The sequence below is a fragment of the Roseivirga sp. BDSF3-8 genome (genome assembly GCF_041449215.1).
Taxonomy (GTDB): Bacteria; Bacteroidota; Bacteroidia; order Cytophagales; family Cyclobacteriaceae; genus JBGNFV01.
Map to the genome: position 1 here is coordinate 2,088,195 of NZ_JBGNFV010000001.1, position 18,677 is coordinate 2,106,871.

An 18,677-nucleotide genomic window follows, 5' to 3' on the forward strand; every position below is an offset into this window, starting at 1 on the left:
ACATGAAAGGTATAGCTGAACCCATATCTCTGAAGGAAAAAAAGACTCACTTTAGAAATCTGGTAGCACTGGCAAGAATAGATGGTCACTTTCACGAAGATGAGAAAGCTCTCATTTGCACCCTTGGAAAGCGCTATGCACTTCGTGAAAAACAGCTACGTGAGATACTTGATGAATCGCAGCCGGCTATCGCTACTGTGCCTACCGACAGAAGGCAGCAACTGGACCAACTCAGGGATCTGGTACTTCTTATGCTAGCAGATGGCTATGTAGTGGAAAAAGAGATGATCTTCTGCAAGGAAATAGCTTCACAATATGGATTTGGGCAGCACGTAATAGAAAAGCTTGTTCAATGGGTAGAAGAAGAGCCTGTAAGTGGTGCTACCTGGCATGAAAACCGGGAAGGTTTGCTGGAAATAAATAAATCTCTGGCTAGCTGATCCGGCTCCAGTTTATCACATTTTTTCTAATACTATCTACTTGTTGCCGGATTTCACGGTGCTCCGGCAGACTAAGGCCGGGGTCACTGTCCAGTGTTTCCCGTGCTGCATCACGCGCAATTTTAAGTATTTCCTCATCCTTACTTAGGTCGGTAATTAGCAGGTCTGCCAGACCGCTTTGGCGTGTTCCTTCTATATCTCCGGGGCCACGGAGTTTTAGGTCGGTATCTGCTATTTCAAATCCGTCGTTAGTCCGTACCATTGTGTCTATTCTGGTACGGCTATCTTTGCTCAATTCATATTTAGTCATCAAGATGCAGTAAGACTGATCAGCGCCTCGCCCTACCCTGCCTCTAAGTTGATGAAGCTGTGCCAACCCAAAGCGTTCGGCATTTTCTATAACCATTACAGAAGCGTTGGGCACGTTAACACCTACCTCAATCACCGTAGTGGCTACCATAATATTTGTTTCCCCTTTAACAAAACGCTGCATTTCAAATTCCTTCTCTTCAGGTTTTTGCTTGCCATGCACAATGCTGACTTTATATTCCGGAAGAGGAAAAGCCCTGGCTACGCTTTCGTAGCCATCCATCAGGTCCTTAAGGTCAAGTTTTTCGCTCTCTTCAATCAAGGGGTACACAATGTATACCTGCCGGCCAAGTGCAATTTGCTTTTTCAGAAAGCCGAATATTTTCAGCCGCTTATTGTCATAGGCATGCATCGTTTGGATAGGTTTGCGACCAGCCGGCAGTTCGTCTATTACTGATAGGTCCAGATCTCCGTAAAGGGTCATTGCCAGCGTCCTGGGTATGGGTGTGGCTGTCATCACTAGCACATGGGGCATATACCCTGAACCCTTATTCCAAAGTTTTGCGCGTTGTGCTACGCCAAATCGGTGTTGCTCATCTATGACAGCTAGTCCGAGGTTTTCAAAACGGACCCTGTCCTCAAGGATGGCGTGGGTGCCGACCAATATTTTGAGCTCCCCTGATTCCAGCCCGGCTTCTACTTCACGCCGTGCCTTAATTTTGCTGCTACCAGTCAGTAGCGCAATCGGCATATTCATCAGTTCAGCGTACTCCTTAAGTCCTTTGTAATGTTGCTCCGCCAGTATTTGCGTTGGAGCAATAAGAGTCGCCTGTGCCTTACTGCCTATTGCAAGGAGCATGCAGATAAATGCCACCATGGTTTTACCACTGCCTACATCTCCCTGCAGTAACCTGTTCATCTGCCTGCCACTCTTAAAATCGCTATAAACCTCCTTTATTACACGTTTTTGAGCACCTGTAAGGTTAAATGGAAGGTGGCTTTCATAGAAATGCTTTAAAAGGGCTGTATCCTTCAGTAGCATTCCCTTCAGCTTTTCAGTACGGCTAAGCTTTAGAGTAAGTAACCTTAACTGAACGTAGAACAGCTCTTCGAATTTAAGACTGTGCCTTGCCAGCTTCAGCCATTTTTGATCTGCAGGAAAATGAATGTGTCTAATAGCCTCAGCCTTATCCATAAGGCCGTACCGTTCACGAATATAGCCTGGCAGTGTCTCGCGAATTTTAGGAATAGCTGTAGGGAGGAGTGCTTTAACAAGCTTGCTCAGTCCTTTGCTGTCAAGGTATCGGGAGCGAAGCTTTTCGGTTGTAGGATAGACCGGTTGCAGGTATCCGCCTGCATCGTGCCTTGTGGTGTATGCTTCCAGTTCCGGGTGGGCTATGGAGGCTTTTGCTCCAAAGAACTGAGGGCGGCCAAATACTACGTATTCTGTACCTGTACTGATGCGTTTCATGACCCATTGGATACCCTGGAACCAGGTAAGCTCTATACTTCCTGTGTCATCCGAAAAAACTGCAACCAGACGCTTTTTTCTTCCTATGCCGGATATCGCCAGGTTTCTGATCACTCCTTTTACCTGGACGTGGGTCATATCCCTGTTTATGTCCCGGATCTTATAAAGTCGTGTTCGGTCCTCGTAACGAAAGGGATAATGCTGAATGAGATCACCATAGGTGAATATGTCGAGCTCCTTATTAAGAAGAGCTGATTTTTGGGGCCCTACCCCTTTTAAAAACTCTACCCTTGTATCAAAAAAACCCGTCATGCGGCTACTCTTCCTTCCACTCCAGGGAATTGAGCATGTGAATGATATCTTTTTTTACATACTCGATAACAGGTGCCAAGGAGTCGTTTTTTGTGGCAGTGGGGAAATAAAGAGCACCCCGTAAAAAGTGTTGACTGGAGTCTGTTGTAAAAAACTGAAACTGCGTGGGCACTTCTCCTTCCAGTTCAGCCACTACAGCCGTTCTGCCTTTCGGTGTTCTTATCACCGTCTCATCGATAGCATAAGCTTTGATCTGGTGCTTGGAGGTAAGTCTGGTAGCGTCGCTTACATATTCTTTCACTAGGTCGGCACTGTCCTTTACGGATTTGTAAGTGATGACTACATTTGCGCCGAGGTCTTTGTATAGAAGATCTATCCAGTATCGCTCACTTATGTATGAGCTATCGTCTACTATCTGAGCTTCTTTGGAAAACTCGAACCAATAAGGAAAGCTATCAGGAAGTGCCTGATACCTATGTTCTGGCAGGTCAATTCTATTATACCCTTTGGGTTTAGGGGTGAATGTTTCACTTTCGCATGCACATATGCCTAATGTCATCAGGCATAGCCCGGTAACCAGAGTCAGAAAGTAATTACCTCGATATCTCATTTTCCGGCTTATATGTTCGTTTTTTTCTTTACCAGTACCCTTACTCTTTTAATGCGGCGATTGTCTACTGCCACAGCAGTGAAGACAAATTTATCGAAGGTAATTTTATCCCCTGCGCGCGGAAGCTTTGTATTCAGTTCAAGAAGTAATCCTCCGAGAGACTCACTTTCCCCTTTGACCTCTTCAAATAATTGGGCGTCTTCATCAATGATTTTACAAAAATCATTAAGGGATGTCTTTCCTTCAAATACAAAGGTATTTTCATCCAATTTATTGTAGGCAATATCCTCATCGTCAAACTCATCGTTAATCTCGCCTACAATTTCCTCTATTACATCCTCAAGTGTAATAAGGCCCGAAGTGCCCCCATATTCATCCACTACAATGGCCATATGAACCCGTTTCTCCTGAAAGTCTTTGAGTAAGCTATCAATTTTCTTACTCTCAGGGATAAAAAATCCAGGACGAAGAAGTTTCTGCCAATTGTAAGTGTCCTCCCTGTCAGTATAAGGCAACAGGTCCTTTATATAGAGGATACCTTCAATCTTATCTATCGTTTCACGGTACACAGGAATTCTGCTGAAGCCAGACTTATTGATGCGGTCCATGAGCGTATGAAAGTCATCCTCGATATCTACGGCTGTAATATCCAGCCTGGACTTCATCACCTGCTTTACTGAAATGGTACCGAAGTTAACAATCCCTTTTAAAATACCTTTCTCCTCCTCTGAGGCATCGGTATGAGTTGTGATCTCTAAGGCTGTATTGAGCTCATCTACCGACAGACTATAGGCTTTTTTTTCCACACGCCTCTCCACCAAGTCACTGATGTGGAGCAAAGCCCAGGAGAAAGGCCGGAATACAGACCGGCTGATATCCAGAAAAGGCGCAGTTACTTTGGCAAAAGGGATGTTGTTCAGGGTAGCGTAGTTTTTGGGAATCACCTCGCCAAAAAACAATATAGCAAAGGTGATTGCCGCAGTAAGTGATGCCACCAGCAGGCCTTCCGTACTTTTTGATCCTACAATCTCCCAGGTTACGAAGGTAGCCAACGTCACAATAGCGATATTGACAAGGTTGTTAAGAATCAGGATAGTGGCGAGTAACTGCTTAGGGTGCTCCAGCAAGGTATATACTCTTTTTTCCCGTTCGTTGCTGCTCTCCCGGCATTGACGTACGTCAGCCGGTGAAAGGGAGAAGAAGGCCACTTCTGATCCTGAGATCATGGCCGAAAGAAAAAGTAAAAATAAGATGAGAAGCCCGTTAACCATATAGAAAACAGGCATCCCAAACGTATCAGCCAATAGGATGAACCACGGATACGGGTCGTCTATCGTTGATTCCAAAATTTGTTAATTAGTTCGACAATCAGAATGGTAGATCATCTGTTTCGTCATCAAATGAAGCGATGTTCTCAGCAGGCTGGTTGCCACCTTCCTGTGATTGTGATGAAGAAGATGATGAATAACCTCCTCCGCTGTTGCCGCCATTATAATCATCGTCTCCACGACCGCCCAACAGCGTAAGGTCCCTACCTACAACTTCAGTAACGTAGCGCTTATTTCCGTCACGGTCATCGTAAGAACGGGTAGTGAGTTTACCCTCGATATAAACCTGCTTGCCTTTGCGCAGATACTTTTCGGCAATTTCTGCCAAAGGTGACCAGAGCACCACATTATGCCACTCGGTATTAGTTACCCGCTCACCGTTGCGATTACGGTAGGATTCGCTTGTAGCAATGGAAAAATTCGCTACTGCGCGTCCACCATCCAGGTGCCTTACTTCAGGGTCTTTGCCCAGGTTCCCTACTAGTATTACTTTATTGACTCCTCCAGCCATAGCTAACTTTTTTTGCCCAAAACTACGAATCTTTTCATGAACTCAGCAAACGGTGAGATCTTTTAAAAAATTATCAATTAAAACGGGCTTTGGCAATTTTTCGACCTTTTCTTTCGAAAATTCCTGTAAACCAGCATTAAATAAAGTTTTGCTCAGATGCTCCTCCTTAAGCTCAATAACAAAAAAAGTAGCCTGAATGCGTTGATGAGATAGTAAATGTTTCCGGGTGGCAGATACTGATTCCAGTATACCACCTTTATTCATAACATGTCTTACAACAGGGTCTTTTTCTATTAGTTCCGGTGTGCCAGCCTCTTTCGTTTCCACCAGATAAAAATCATATAGACCCTGCCAAATATCATTAGGACCTCTGGCATTAAGGTACAGGTTTTCGTCCTGAAAGAATACTATATAATTAAAATATCGGTTCTTTACCTTCTTTGCTTTCGACCTTACAGGTAATTCTCCCTGCAGGTTATGTTCAAAGGCAAAACAGCCAGACTGTACGGGGCACTCCCTGCATCCCGGATTGGCAGGGGTGCAGTGTAAGGCACCGAATTCCATCATAGCCTGATTAAAAACTCCGGCCCTGTCGGCAGGCATAATGCTTAGCCCCAGTTCAAAGTAGGTTCGCTGATTTTTCGGCACCTTCACATCCGAACGGATACCGAATAGCCTGCTCAGTACCCTCATTACATTTCCATCTATGGCCGGCACTTTTTCATTATAGGCAAAGCTCGCAATCGCTGCTGCAGTATAGGGGCCGACACCCGGTAATTTCAGTAGCTCTTTATAGGTTTTTGGGAAGTTTCCGCGGAGTTCTTGTACAATAAATTGTGCGCATGCATGTAAGTTTCTGGCTCGCGAGTAATATCCAAGCCCCTGCCAGTGCCTAAGCACATCTTCCTGTGCGGCATTTGCCAGGTCTTCGATTTTTGGATAGGCTTCGATAAAGCGCTCAAAATAGGGTAGCCCCTGAGCCACCCGTGTTTGCTGTAAAATGATCTCTGAAAGCCAGATTTCGTACGGATCACTGGTTTTTCTCCATGGTAAATCACGCTTAAAAACATGATACCAGGAGAGTAATTTTGTAATCAGATCTTCGTTTTCCAAGATGCTAGTAATTAGGCACTAAGGGTTTTCTTAGTGGTGTATAATTTTTGATTATATTGTTTTTATTATCCGGAATCCGCCCCTAAATTTGCTATTCGAAATTAGTTGGATATTAGTTAATTAGGGAATTATTACAATTAAAAACTTAAGTTAAAGTGACCAAAGCAGAGGTAATTTCGCAAATTGCAGACAAGACCGGAATTGATAAAGCAGATGTCCAGACGACGGTTGAAGCATTCTTTACTGTTGTAAAAAGCAACATGGCCGAAGGTGAAAACATCTACGTCCGGGGTTTTGGCAGTTTTGTTAACAAAAAGAGGGCTAAGAAAATTGCCCGTAACATCTCGAAAAATACTGCCATAGTCATTGATGAGCACTATGTACCTACCTTTAAACCCAGCAAAGTATTTGTTGAGAAAATCAAAGGTAGTGATAAAATTCAGGAGCTTAATACGAATGGGGTTGCCGTCAACGGTAACTAATCCTTATCGAACATATAGGGAACCATTTGTATATGATAAAGGCTTAATCTGTTAGCTTTGCGCTTTCGGATTAAGCTTTTTTTGTATGATAAGATTTCGAATAATAGTGCTTATAGCGTCACTGGTGCTGATAGGCGCTCTTTTTGCCCTGCCAATGGTTGTGGTGGATAATGACCCAGGCAATGCGGCAAAACCGGAAACAATAGAGGAAGAAGGTGAAATTGCTGCTGATAATGGAGTACATAGTGCTCTGGGCAGTGATGAACAGGAGGACTTTATTGCCGACCTGAAGGGAAATTGGGAGATAAATGCTGATGATAAAGAAAAAAGTGCTAAATTTGCGGATTCTTTGTCTGTGGCATACACCACGGTTAATAAGCCCGATAGTGCTGTAAAGTACGCCGAAACGGCGCTGGCTATCGAGCCTACGCTGCAGAGGTATCGTAATGCAGGAGAGGCTAACTACCTAGCTTTTGTGTACGAAATGAATCCGGCGCAGCGACAGGACTTCGCCAAAAGGGCGAGGGAAAACTTTATGAAGGTCCTGGAAGGTGATCCTAAGGATATGGATACCAAAACAAAGGCCGCCATGACCTATCTTTCGTCAGAGAACCCCATGCAGGGAATCATGATGCTAAGAGAGGTCCTCGAGGAAGATCCGACGCATGAAAAGGCACTTTTTAATATGGGGGCTCTTAGCATGCAGTCTAGTCAGTGGGAGAAAGCAGTAGATAGGTTTCAAACTTTGATAAAGTATCATCCTGATCACCTCGAGGGGAACTTTTACCTTGCTGTTTCCTATTATGAGACCGGTAAGGAGGAAGACGCCCGAAAGCAATTTATGAAGGTGAAGTCAATGGAAAGCAATGCTGAAGTGCAGGCTTCTGTTGATGACTACCTCAGCCGATTAAAGAACTAAATTATTGTTTAACTATAAAATATTCGAATTATGCCTTGTGGTAAAAAGCGTAAGAGACATAAGATCGCAACTCACAAAAGAAAAAAGAGACTCAGAAAGAACAGGCATAAGAAGAAGTAATCCCTTTGGGGATCTTCTTCTTTTTTAGGGCACCAGTTCTTTAGAATCTTTTACTATTAACTGAGAGACACTTTGAGTAGCGAATTAATTATCAATTCGACTCAGAATGGTAGTCGTATTGCCCTGCTTAAAAATCGCAACCTGGTTGAGTTTCACCACGATGAAGGTGGTGACCAATTTACAGTTGGTGATATCTACTTAGGGACCGTCAGAAAAGTAGTTCCCGGCCTTAACGCAGCCTTTATAGATATAGGCTATGAAAAGGACGGGTTTTTGCATTATCATGACTTAGGTCCCCAGGTAAAATCCCTACATAAATACACCAAGCTTGCCCAAACGAAAAAAAACGTAAATGGGAAGCTATCCGGATTTAAAAGAGAGCCGGATATCAATAAGCTTGGTAAGATCAACCAGGTTCTGAGCCGCAACCAACAGGTTTTGGTTCAGGTCGTAAAGGAGCCTATCTCCACCAAAGGCCCCAGGCTTTCCAGTGAAATTTCTATCGCCGGACGGTATGTTATACTCGTACCGTTCTCGGATTCGATAAGCGTAAGCAAAAAAATCACTGACAGTCAGGAACGAAAAAGGCTGCAAAGATTGATGACCTCTATAAAACCCGAAGGGTTTGGTTTGATCATCAGGACTGTGGCTGAAGGCAAAGAGGTGGCTGTATTGGATAAAGACCTGCGTAATCTTGTTCAGATTTGGAATAAAGGTATCAAGAAGCTTGCTACTGCTAAATCCAAGGACAAGGTTATAGGCGAAATGAACAGGGCGTCCTCCATGCTGAGGGACATGTTAAATGAGTCATTTGACACTATTATTTCTGATGATAAAAAAACCCACGACGAGGTAAAAACATTCATCAGATCTATTGCTCCTGAAAAGGAGAAAATTGTGAAGCTTTACAATGGTAAAGCGAAGATCTTTGAAAACTATGGTATTGAAAAGCAGCTAAAGGCGCTTTTTGGCCAGACTGTAAGTCTGCCTGGCGGCGGATACCTGATTATTGAGCATACAGAAGCTCTACACGTTATAGACGTGAACAGCGGCAATAAAAGTAATGCCGGATCTGATCAGGAAAGTACAGCGCTGAAAGTGAACATTGAAGCTGCTAAAGAAGTCAGCAGGCAACTCAGGTTGCGTGATATGGGAGGCATCATCGTAATCGATTTTATCGATATGAGACGCGCTGAAAACAAGCGCACACTCTTTTCAACGATGAAGGAAGAAATGAAAGATGATAGATCTAAATTTACCATCCTTCCCCTTTCCAAGTTCGGGCTTATGCAAATTACGCGTCAGCGGGTAAGGCCTGAACTCAACATTAAGACTAATGAAAAATGCCCTACCTGCGGAGGTACGGGTAAAGTCGATGCCACCATTCTGGTGACAGACCAGATTGAGCGCCGCCTGGAATTTGTTATGAATAAGCAGAACGAAAAGCACATTACTATTGCATTGCATCCGTTTCTGTTTGCATTCTACACGAAGGGTATCATCTCCCGGCGAATGGAGTGGTTCTTTAAGTATCACCGCTGGGTGCACCTGGTCGAGGATTCCTCGCTTGGACTCACAGAATATTCCTTCCTGAATGTGCACGGTGAAGAGATTGAAATTGCAGGCTGATCTAACCATGATACTATAAAACATCAGAGGCCGTCCCACTATTGAGACGGCCTCTTTCTTTTAGTACTTTTTAGACTAGACTTACCCATCGTCCTCTCCACCACCAAAGAGTCCTTTAAATTTACTTTTTACTTTTTCGGTAGCTTCCTCTACAGCCTGCTCTTTTTTCTCTTCAATTACTTTTGCGGCTTCTGCTTTTTTCTCTTCCACCTCACTAGTAACCTCTTCTTTTATATCCTCTTTAGCCTGCTCAACACTATTATCAACGACTTGCTCCGGTGTACTGCCTGAACCTACCGGAGAGGCACCTTGCAACTTTATGTCAGGGCTGTTGTAATCTCCTCCTACATTGAATTTAACCAGTAGTTTAGAGCCTTGGGCTGTATTATTACCGGTAATGGCCCCCAGAGCCTGGTTTATTGTAGAGCCCACCTTTCCGGCATCTACCTTCATACTAACGTCATAATCCAGTGAGCCATCAATACCCTGGCTGCCGGCTATCACCGTTTCATTGCCCAGGAGCTGAAAGTCGAATGGCTCTACAAATACCCTTCCTTCACGAATACTCACATTCATGAGAAGATCTTTAAAGTTGACATTATCTGTATTATTAAGCTTAGTGAGTTTGGTAATACCAGAGATGATCTTTGAATCTTTTATCGAGGCCTCAATGATGGAGATTACCCCATTACCCGTAAGGTTGCTGAAAACCGGCATCATGTCCTGGCCCAGGGCTCCGGAAAGGTTCATATTAGTACTGAAATTACCATTTACCTTCTTAGCGATAGGTGCCAGCGTCTGTACGGTATTGAAGTTAGAATAAGCACGGCTTACTGCCAGGTTACTGATATCCAGGTCTAAGTCAAACAATGGGTTATTAATATCCTGGGTATTATAAGACCCACCTATTTTGAAATTGCCATCCAGCGTATTGAAAGTCAGGTCATTCATATTAACAACACCATCACGTACTACCAGGCCTCCCCTTACATTCTGTAGGGACAGGTTATCGTAGATGACATTGGCGATAGATGTGGTCAGATTAACGTTAAGGTTGCGTGGCACCTCAAAGGGTTGCAAGGCAGACGTGTCTTCAACTGCGCCTTCTTCTTCGGTCATCCACTCATTCAGGTTGACATTATTAGATGTTAGGTTCATATCCGCACTCAACGTTTCTCCCTCCTGAAAAAGGTAGCTCATGTAATTAGATACCGTACCAGTCATACTCATATCTGTTTGCCCAGTTTGAGCATCCATCTTGGATACCACAATCCTATTAGGGGTAAGGCTACCGTTAGCTTCCTTTATAGTAAAGGGATGAGCCAAGTCATCTGAGGCATATTTAAAGTTGGAGACAGCGAAGTTTCCGCTGGAACGTAACCTATCATAGCGCTCAGCCTCCACGTCAGACATCTGTCCACTTGTATTTATATCTGCCTTTATACGGCCAGCCAGCTCCATACCCTCGATAGGAAATATTTTGGTCATCTTATCAAGGTCTATTGCCCCATTCAGTGCCAGATCCCAACGATAGTTTTCGAGGTTTTCCAAATGAAGTTTACCAGTGACCGGTTCACCTGCAAGAGAAAATGAGAAGGCATCTACATCTACTACTGTAGCTGCCATACTACCATCTTCATTAATCACTCTAGAAGAAACATTCAGGTTTTCAATAGGCTCCGGGAAATCGGGAGTTTTAACATATCCGTTAGCCAGTTTAAAAACACCGTCAATTTTAGGAAACTGGTTTTTCAGGCTGTCATATACTCCATTAGCTTTAAGGTCAAGGTCAAGTTTACCTCTTAAACTCATACCTTCCATAGGTATCACGCCGCTTAGTTTTTCAAGATCCAGGTGGGCTTGTACATCTGCATCTACATCCATAGGACCGAGTCCTATTACTTTTATATCAGCAGTAGCTGGCTTGTCATTCATTTCCATACTGAAATTAGAAAGATGAACGAGTGCACCCTCCAGATCATCTTCGGCCATTTCAAACAGTAGGTCGAGAGAGATATTACGGATAGGATCGAGATCAGGGTATTTCATCATGGCCTGATCTACCGCTAAGTTAAAAGTGGTGGCTGGGAGTTTTTGGAGGCTATCACTGTAAACACCGGCGACTTTTCCATCAAATGTAAGTACGCCTTCTGCCTGCAAGTCATCAAAACTACTGTCGTACACTCCAGGTACTAATGACAGGAGGCTTTTAAAGGTGTTTTCAGGGCTTGAAAAAGCCAGATCCATATTGAACCCTTCCGGGATAAACCCAAGCCAGCCATCTACCTTAATGCCAAAGTCATTAATAGTGAGCAGCCCTTCTTTGAAGGTATACCGCTCTTCTTCCATATCGATGTTTAGAAGTACGTCTGCTTCAATACGCTTTCTGGTCAGATACTCTATTTCTTCCATAGTAACAGTGACACTGTCAATGACGGTGCGGGTGTCCAGGTCATACACCACTTCTGTCAGGTTGCCGGAGCCGCTGTGATTAACACCCACCATATCCATAAGCAAGTCCAAAGACTGATCGTAGTATACCAGGTGGCCATTACTTACTTCGTATTTCTTCAGATCAATAGTGAAACCTGTTCCTGAATCCTGTGCGGTTGAGGTAGTGTCTTCCATGGCAATGTCGAAGTTTGCTGTACCATCTTCCATCATCATTATTAGCAGCCTGGGGCTTGCCACTTTCACTTCCTCCATGCGTATGCGATCACTGAAAATCACGCTACCCAGGTCCAGCACTATCTCAAGCTCATTGGCACTCATCAGAGTATCCCCTTCAAAAGGTGCCTTATTTACCACGCTTAGGTCATTAAGACTGGCAGTGACATCTGGAAAGTTTTTAAGAAAGCTCACGGAAAGGTTATCGAACTTTACTTCTGCATTTACAGACTTATTAATCTCTGTCTGTACCCTTTCCTGTATTTTTCCTTTAAAGAGGATGGGCACCAATAGTAAAGCGATAAGCAAAACACCAAATATGGCACCTAATACGATTAATACCTTTTTCATTTTAAAGTGATATGATAAACGCCGTTGCGGCTCAGTTCAAAAATTTTCAGCCAAATGGCAATTTATAAAAATAAAAGCCTTGCCGGAATCCGGTTTAGTTAACTGCCTATGAAATTAACGTAAAGATTTGCCTGCGGATTTAAAATCTCAGAATAAATATATCGAAGGAGTTATTCCGGAATGCAACATTTTATTGGAATAACCTGTATATAATTATAAGAAGGTGTTGGCCTAAAAATATTACAGGCGCCAAAAAATTTTTGGATTGGGCTAAGATAATAGCAATAGTTTTTCTTAAAAAATGTAAAACTAATCAGGTGCCAAATAGTTATAGAAATAAGTAGTGTTCTCTTCATACAAAAGCTACACGGCCATGCCGTGTAGCTTTTTCCGTGTTAGTTACATCTCAAACCATGGCCACTGAAGACTTAAGAGCATCCGTCAGGCTTTCTTTAAGGCCACTTTCTTCTGGAATGACAGCGAGAAATAACCCCGACTCCTCTAATGTAGCCTCTGCTTCCTTAAGCCACCGGAAAGAGGCTTTGACAATGACTATCTTCTCTTCGTCTATAGTAGCTATGAAATCCGGCTTATTTTCAAGCTCAGGAATTAGTCCTGGTGTACCGCGCAGATAGACGTCAAAGACTAAATCATCGGATAGTATTGGCTGTTTCAGCCCTGACGTTTTAGCATACCCGTATCTGTAATTATTTAGAACCCCCAATGTATCCGCAAATACAGCAGAGCCTGTGGGGTGCCCGCCTGCCCCTTTACCACGATAGAGTTGGTTCCCTGAATACTCTCCGGTTACCTGTACTGCATTATATTCGTATTCCACGCCATACAGATCAGCTTCAGAAGATACAAAAACCGGAGCGACGATTGCGGAAAGCTCATTATTGCCCTTGATTTTAGCTTCTGCGAGTAGTTTGATCCGTGCATTCGCAGCCTCTGCTATGCTGAGGTCAACTTCAGAAAGGTTTTGAATTCCGTGCCTGAATGGTTTATCTGTGGATAAATAGATGCCATATGCCTGATTAACAAGTATGCATAATTTATTGAGGGAGTCGAATCCACCTACATCCAGTGTAGGGTCGGCTTCAGCAAAACCCAGATCTTGTGCTTCTTTAACTGCCTCATCGTAACTTATACCTTCCACCCGCATTTTAGTTAAAATAAAGTTTGAGGAGCCGTTAAATATACCGCTCAGTTCCTGCAAAGGCTCACTACCGTAGTAATCCTCAAGCGTTCTTACGATTGGTACCGCACCGCAGCAGGAAGCTTCATAAAGCAAGGGGGATTTATGCTTTTTTTGCAGATCCAGAAGCTGGGGTAGATAAGTAGCCACCATTTTTTTATTGGCTGTCACTACTGGAATACCCTTCTCTAGCGCCTTGCTCACAATAGTAAAAGCACTTTCGTGATCAGTAATAGCCTCTACTATCAGATCAATACTATCATCCTCCAGTATTTCATCAGGGTCATAGCTAAAAATAGATTCTGCTATGGGTCTTTTTTTCCCAGGGTGTATTACTCCGATTTTTTTAACCTCGGCATCGACATCCGAAGCCTGTAAAATATCATAAAATCCCTGCCCTACGCATCCGAAGCCGAACAGGCCAATCTGTTTCTTGTTGCTCATATCGATAGTTCACATCCCTTAAGTTAGCTGTACCCTGCTGGGATGGTCATTATAAAATTTTGTAATACGATTTGAAATCTGATCGACTTCTAATAGAAAGCCGTCATGACCATAATCTGAATGAATGATTTCCACCTCGCATTGAGGGATATGTTTGGCAAGTTCCAGTTGCTCTTCCGGAGGGAAAAGCACATCAGTATCTATGCCTATTATCAACGTGTCCGCCTGGATTTGCCGAAGTGCCCTGGCTACACCCTCTCTCTCACGGCCAACATTATGACTATCCATCGCCTTGGACAGGTGCCAGTATGTGTACGCATTGAATTTTCGCGAAACGAGTTTATCCCCCTGGTATCGCTGATAAGAGACCGCCCGGTAGTTGTCGGTGATGTCTTCGGCATCAGCCTGTGTAGCTGCATATGCATGGTACTGCCTGTAGCTCAGTAAGGCGATACTTCTGGCAGCCTTAAGCCCGCTCTCTCCGGCCCTGGCCGTATTGAGCTGCCATGTAATGTCCTGCTCAATCGCCATACGCTGACTTTCGTTAAAAGCAATACCCCAGGGGCTGTGCCGGGCATTGGTTGCAAGTAAGACCAGACGCTGAGGCAAATTCGGTTGTACTATACTCCACTCCATAGCCTGCTGGCCCCCCAGCGAACCACCCACCAGGGTGTGAATTTGGCGAATGTTGAGATGGTCTCTTAGCTTATCAAAAGCGGCAACAATGTCCCGGTTAGTCAGAGTAGGGAAATTATGAAAGTATGGATTACCATTTTCTGGTTTAGGTGAAAGCGGCCCGGTGCTTCCATAGCATCCGCCCAGCATATTAGCGCAGATGATAAAGTGAGTTTCCGGGTCAAACAGTTTGCCGGAACCTACAAGGTCCGGCCACCACAGGCTTACATCCGAGCCGGCGGTAAGCGCATGGCATATCCAAACTATGTTATCCCTCTTTTCATTGATATTCCCCCACGTATGATATCTGAGCTGAAACTCGGAGAGTTTCCGGCCGCTCTCCAGCACAATACCATCCTTATTCGTGTAGGTATGAGCTTCCAGACTTATCATGCAGGTTGAGCTACGGGTTTTTTAATTACCTCAAATGCCTGGCTGAAATCTCCTTTGATATCGTCAATATGCTCAATACCGACAGAGACCCTTAGCATGGTGGGATGTACTCCGGAAGAGAACTGTTCCTCATCTGACAACTGCTGGTGGGTAGTAGAAGCAGGGTGTATGATAAGTGTTTTAGCGTCACCCACATTCGCAAGGTGACTTACCAGTTTCAGGCTGTCTACAAATTTCTCAGCATATTCTTTACCTCCCTTTATCCTAAAGCTGAGAACACCTCCAAAGCCTTTTTTAAGGTACCTGCTGGCTATCTCGTGATATGGGCTACTTTCCAGCCCCGGGTAGTTTACTGACTCTACCTGGTCATGCTGTTCGAGCCAACGTGCCAGTGTGAGGGCGTTTTCTACTGTACGTTCTACTCTAAGTGACAATGTCTCAAGTCCTTGGATTAGCAGGAAGCTGTTGAACGGACTCAGGGCCGGCCCTACATCTCTCAGACCTTCTACCCGTGCCCTTATGGCAAAAGCAATGTTTCCGAATGGGCCGCCTTCTCCAAAGACTTCCCAAAACTTCATACCATGGTATCCTTCGGAAGGCTCGCTGAAATGAGGAAACTTGCCATTTCCCCAATTGAAATTACCTCCATCCACGATAACACCACCAATGCTGCTGCCATGACCACCTATCCATTTAGTGGCAGAAGCTACCACCACATTTGCTCCGTGCTGAAGGGGGCGGAACAGATACCCACCTGCACCAAAGGTATTATCTACAATAAGGGGGATATCATGAGCTTTTGCTACGGCTGCTATTGCTTCAAAGTCAGGGATATTAAACGCCGGATTACCAATAGTCTCCAGGTAGATTGCTTTTGTCTTATCATCGATTCGCTTTTCAAAAGAATCCGGTTCATCGTCTTCAACAAAACGGGCCTCAATACCGAGCCGTTTAAGAGTTACCTTAAATTGATTGAATGATCCTCCGTAAAGGTTTTTAGTGGATACAAAATTATCACCGGCCTCCATGATATTAGTGAGGGCCAAAAACTGAGCGGCCTGGCCAGAGGAAACAGCTACAGCTGCCGTGCCTCCTTCGAGAGCAGCTATTCTCTTTTCGAATACATCTGTAGTAGGGTTCATGATTCGGGTATAGATGTTCCCGAATTCCTGCAGCGCAAATAGTTTAGCCCCATGCGCTGAGTTTTTGAATAAATAGCTGGAGGTTTGATAGATAGGCACGGCCCTGGATAACGTAGTTTCGTCTACTTCCTGACCTGCATGTAGCTGTAGGGTTTCAAATTTTAATTGAGACATGTTTAAAAGAAATAAAGGGTTAAAAAAAGGGACAGAGGCTACCTGTACCACTACGGGGTCTGGTAAGGCAAGGCTAAACTGTTAATGGCAAAAAGCTATTAACAGCAACAGGGACAACAACAGGCTAACTCCAGTAGGATGGACCGGTTACAGGTGCAATCAAATAATTGACTATCAGCTAATTGGAAGTATCCAACGCTACGGGATTTTAATTGAAATGGGGATAAAGAAGTAACCATCATTATGGAATTAATTTATATTTCCCCGGGCTTTCCGGAGTCAGGAATTAGCACCTTGACCTATTGCAGGTCAGGTTGCTAGTGCGTCATAGAGCCTGTCTCTCAGCACTTCTCTATAAATCAATTACTGTGGTTAGTAATTGACTGGATATACAATGTTATACACTCCCGGCGAGCTTTCAAAATCTTCTGCCAGGGATTTTTTCTGAACGTGATTTTGACGAAAGAGTTTCACGGCACCTCTGCTCCATGTTCTTTTACCGTTTGTAAAAACACGTCACCTCACTCATAAAAATAAGTCTGCCATTGCTGTAAAATATAAAAATCCATTTAGGTTGGTTTCTTTAATATTGCCATCGCATCAAAATTTAATAAGAACTATGCAAAAGAAACTAAACTTGAAAGCACTTGAGGTGCAGAGCTTTATTACCACTTCAGAAGCTAAAGAGATGAAAGCAGGTAAGCAGTCTCTAAATTATAGCGAGTGCGATAGCTGCGGAATTGCCTGTACAGTAGTAGACTGTCCGGTACCTAGTGAAAATTACACTGACTGCGGTAGCTGTGGTATTGCCTGCACCGTAGTAGAGTGCTAATCCATCATGTGAATGCATGCAGGCCTTTCAACCGGGAGGCCTGCATATTAAAAATACCTAAGCAGTAGATTAATCATCTTTTTCACGCGCGGGGTGTACGGAGGGTAAAGAAGCTTAACTGATGTATGGCCAACCCGTTGTTTCAGGACCGCTTTTTCATTGCTAAGACTCAAAAAGCCAAAGTGACCGTGACTTTTCCCTATTCCGCTGTGATTGGCTCCGCCGAAGGGTAGGTTTGGGTGCATAAAATGTACCAGCGTTTCGTTAACACATATTCCTCCGGCCGATGTATTCTTTTCAATTGCCTGCCGATTTTCTTTACCACCACAGAACAGGTACATAGCCAGAGGTTTTGGCTTGCTGTTGATATAGGTTATCACGTCATCTACCGTATTGAAAGATAATACAGGAAGGATAGGGCCGAAAATCTCTTCATTTGATAATTTGCCATCCGGATCAACACCTGTTAGGACTGTTGGTGATATATAGCAATCCTCACGGTGAGTTTGGCCACCGCTTACCAGCAGAGCACCGTCATCCAAGGCTTCATTTAGCATATCGTTCAGCCGGTCAAAGTGTCTCTCATTAATAATTCTGGCATATGCTGCGGATTTCTGAATACCTTTACCATCCGGGTCAAACAAGCGTAAAATGGCTGAGCGTATTTCCTCCAGCAGAGCATTTTGAATTTTTTCATGGCACAGCACATAATCCGGTGCTATACAGGTCTGTCCTGCATTACTGAACTTCCCCCAAACCAATTTTTCTGCGGTGTCTCTGAGATTTGCTTTCTCATCTACTATAAGGGGAGACTTCCCTCCAAGCTCCAGGGTTATGCTTGAGAGGTGCCTGGAAGCGGCCTCCATTATAATTTTACCTACTTGCGGGCTTCCGGTAAAAAAAATATGATCAAATGGTCGTTCTAACAATGCTGTACTAGTCTCTTTATCTCCCAGCATAACCTGGACGATATCATCATCACCAAAGCACTCTTCCACCATGCGGTGTATGAGATCTGAAGTGGCAGGAGAGAGTTCTGAAGGTTTGATCATGACAGTATTGCCAGCAGCAAGGGCGGATACAAGCGGACCCACTGTCAGATTAAAAGGAAAATTCCAGGGAGCAATTATCAGGCAGATTCCCTTCGGTTCATAGTGAATGGCCCCATTCGTACCTAACAGGCTTAGAGGCGTACTGACCTTTTTCGGCTTCATCCATTTTTTCAAATGAGTGATGGCGTGATTCAGCTCCTGGATTACTACGTATACCTCGCTGAGGTCTACTTCTTCAGGCGGTTTTTTAAAGTCTTTAAATAGGGCCTCCTTAATGGCCGGCCGGTTGTTCATTACCCAGTCACGTAGCTTAGTAAGCCTCCTTTTACGTGACTTATACCCTTCACTTCTTAGAGCGACACTGTTAGACTTTAAGCGCCTAAAGTGCTTGTCAACCACGTTATCCGTGGCTGTTGATGAATTATTAAGGGTTGCTTCAGGCATATCGGAATGGTTTTCAGAACAGTAAGTTTAAAACATTTTTCCTGAAAGTTGTTTTAATGTT

General features: G+C 44.0%; 15 protein-coding genes and 1 riboswitch. Of the genes, 5 read left to right on the top strand and 10 right to left on the bottom strand.

What is annotated here, in order from left to right; translation table 11 throughout:
• Positions 1-2: 2 nt before the first annotated feature.
• Positions 3-440: a hypothetical protein gene (locus AB9P05_RS08495; RefSeq protein ID WP_371908396.1), complete on the top strand. Its 438-nt coding sequence runs from the start codon at positions 3-5 to the stop codon at positions 438-440.
• Here the strand turns inward: AB9P05_RS08495 and recG are convergent.
• From recG to mutY, 5 genes are read right to left on the bottom strand one after another with little or no spacing between them, the layout of a single operon-like run.
• On the bottom strand, positions 433-2,532 hold the full coding sequence (recG, locus tag AB9P05_RS08500; RefSeq protein WP_371908397.1) for an ATP-dependent DNA helicase RecG: 2,100 nt from the start codon (positions 2,530-2,532) through the stop codon (positions 433-435). The two genes, AB9P05_RS08495 and recG, sit on opposite strands and share 8 nt — an antisense overlap.
• 4 nt (positions 2,533-2,536) lie before the next feature.
• A complete protein-coding gene (gene gldD, locus AB9P05_RS08505) occupies positions 2,537-3,142 on the bottom strand; it encodes a gliding motility lipoprotein GldD (RefSeq protein WP_371908398.1) in 606 nt (201 codons plus the stop codon).
• A gap of 8 nt (positions 3,143-3,150) precedes the next feature.
• Positions 3,151-4,476: a gliding motility-associated protein GldE gene (gene gldE / locus AB9P05_RS08510; RefSeq protein ID WP_371911340.1), complete on the bottom strand. Its 1,326-nt coding sequence runs from the start codon at positions 4,474-4,476 to the stop codon at positions 3,151-3,153.
• Between the two features lie 34 nt (positions 4,477-4,510).
• On the bottom strand, positions 4,511-4,981 hold the full coding sequence (locus AB9P05_RS08515) for a single-stranded DNA-binding protein (protein WP_371908399.1): 471 nt from the start codon (positions 4,979-4,981) through the stop codon (positions 4,511-4,513).
• A gap of 42 nt (positions 4,982-5,023) precedes the next feature.
• Entirely contained in the window at positions 5,024-6,094 is a 1,071-nt protein-coding gene (mutY, locus tag AB9P05_RS08520) for an A/G-specific adenine glycosylase (protein WP_371908400.1), read from the bottom strand.
• Between the two features lie 155 nt (positions 6,095-6,249).
• On the opposite strand from mutY, the gene AB9P05_RS08525 reads away from it, so the two are divergent.
• The 3 genes from AB9P05_RS08525 to AB9P05_RS08535 all read left to right on the top strand — a co-directional run bounded on the left by AB9P05_RS08525 (position 6,250) and on the right by AB9P05_RS08535 (position 9,244).
• A complete protein-coding gene (locus AB9P05_RS08525; RefSeq protein WP_371908401.1) occupies positions 6,250-6,576 on the top strand; it encodes an HU family DNA-binding protein in 327 nt (108 codons plus the stop codon).
• Between the two features lie 85 nt (positions 6,577-6,661).
• Entirely contained in the window at positions 6,662-7,495 is an 834-nt protein-coding gene (locus tag AB9P05_RS08530; RefSeq protein ID WP_371908402.1) for a tetratricopeptide repeat protein, read from the top strand.
• Positions 7,496-7,687: 192 nt separating this feature from the next.
• A complete protein-coding gene (locus AB9P05_RS08535) occupies positions 7,688-9,244 on the top strand; it encodes a ribonuclease E/G (RefSeq protein ID WP_371908403.1) in 1,557 nt (518 codons plus the stop codon).
• An 81-nt stretch (positions 9,245-9,325) separates the two neighbouring features.
• Here the strand turns inward: AB9P05_RS08535 and AB9P05_RS08540 are convergent, their stop codons facing one another.
• The 4 genes from AB9P05_RS08540 to AB9P05_RS08555 form a co-directional block, all read right to left on the bottom strand.
• A complete protein-coding gene (locus AB9P05_RS08540) occupies positions 9,326-12,262 on the bottom strand; it encodes an AsmA-like C-terminal region-containing protein (protein WP_371908404.1) in 2,937 nt (978 codons plus the stop codon).
• Positions 12,263-12,668: 406 nt separating this feature from the next.
• Positions 12,669-13,904 carry a homoserine dehydrogenase gene (locus tag AB9P05_RS08545; RefSeq protein WP_371908405.1) on the bottom strand — a complete coding sequence of 412 codons (1,236 nt, stop codon included), beginning with the start codon at positions 13,902-13,904 and terminating at the stop codon, positions 12,669-12,671.
• A gap of 18 nt (positions 13,905-13,922) precedes the next feature.
• Positions 13,923-14,972 carry a homoserine O-acetyltransferase gene (gene metX, locus AB9P05_RS08550; RefSeq protein ID WP_371908406.1) on the bottom strand — a complete coding sequence of 350 codons (1,050 nt, stop codon included), beginning with the start codon at positions 14,970-14,972 and terminating at the stop codon, positions 13,923-13,925.
• Positions 14,969-16,288: an O-acetylhomoserine aminocarboxypropyltransferase/cysteine synthase family protein gene (locus AB9P05_RS08555; RefSeq protein WP_371908407.1), complete on the bottom strand. Its 1,320-nt coding sequence runs from the start codon at positions 16,286-16,288 to the stop codon at positions 14,969-14,971. Before AB9P05_RS08555 ends, metX begins: the two co-directional genes overlap by 4 nt.
• 251 nt (positions 16,289-16,539) lie before the next feature.
• Positions 16,540-16,649, bottom strand: a riboswitch (SAM riboswitch).
• A gap of 258 nt (positions 16,650-16,907) precedes the next feature.
• Between AB9P05_RS08555 and AB9P05_RS08560 the strand changes: the two genes are divergently transcribed.
• The gene (locus AB9P05_RS08560; RefSeq protein WP_371908408.1) at positions 16,908-17,120 is read left to right on the top strand and encodes a pinensin family lanthipeptide; all 213 of its coding nucleotides are present in this window, start codon (positions 16,908-16,910) and stop codon (positions 17,118-17,120) included.
• A gap of 47 nt (positions 17,121-17,167) precedes the next feature.
• On the opposite strand, the gene AB9P05_RS08565 is transcribed toward AB9P05_RS08560, so the two are convergent.
• Entirely contained in the window at positions 17,168-18,616 is a 1,449-nt protein-coding gene (locus AB9P05_RS08565; RefSeq protein ID WP_371908409.1) for an aldehyde dehydrogenase family protein, read from the bottom strand.
• Between the last annotated feature and the right edge of the window lie 61 nt (positions 18,617-18,677).

Bases quoted from the DNA above. Each gene is read 5' to 3' on its own strand.
- gldD (WP_371908398.1), bottom strand. From the start codon at position 3,142: ATGAGATATCGAGGTAATTACTTTCTGACTCTGGTTACCGGGCTATGC.
- AB9P05_RS08515 (WP_371908399.1), bottom strand. From the start codon at position 4,981: ATGGCTGGAGGAGTCAATAAAGTAATACTAGTAGGGAACCTGGGCAAA.
- AB9P05_RS08560 (WP_371908408.1), top strand. From the start codon at position 16,908: ATGCAAAAGAAACTAAACTTGAAAGCACTTGAGGTGCAGAGCTTTATT.
- metX (WP_371908406.1), bottom strand. From the start codon at position 14,972: ATGATAAGTCTGGAAGCTCATACCTACACGAATAAGGATGGTATTGTG.
- AB9P05_RS08555 (WP_371908407.1), bottom strand. From the start codon at position 16,288: ATGTCTCAATTAAAATTTGAAACCCTACAGCTACATGCAGGTCAGGAA.
- recG (WP_371908397.1), bottom strand. From the start codon at position 2,532: ATGACGGGTTTTTTTGATACAAGGGTAGAGTTTTTAAAAGGGGTAGGG.
- AB9P05_RS08530 (WP_371908402.1), top strand. From the start codon at position 6,662: ATGATAAGATTTCGAATAATAGTGCTTATAGCGTCACTGGTGCTGATA.
- AB9P05_RS08545 (WP_371908405.1), bottom strand. From the start codon at position 13,904: ATGAGCAACAAGAAACAGATTGGCCTGTTCGGCTTCGGATGCGTAGGG.
- AB9P05_RS08495 (WP_371908396.1), top strand. From the start codon at position 3: ATGAAAGGTATAGCTGAACCCATATCTCTGAAGGAAAAAAAGACTCAC.
- AB9P05_RS08540 (WP_371908404.1), bottom strand. From the start codon at position 12,262: ATGAAAAAGGTATTAATCGTATTAGGTGCCATATTTGGTGTTTTGCTT.
- AB9P05_RS08565 (WP_371908409.1), bottom strand. From the start codon at position 18,616: ATGCCTGAAGCAACCCTTAATAATTCATCAACAGCCACGGATAACGTG.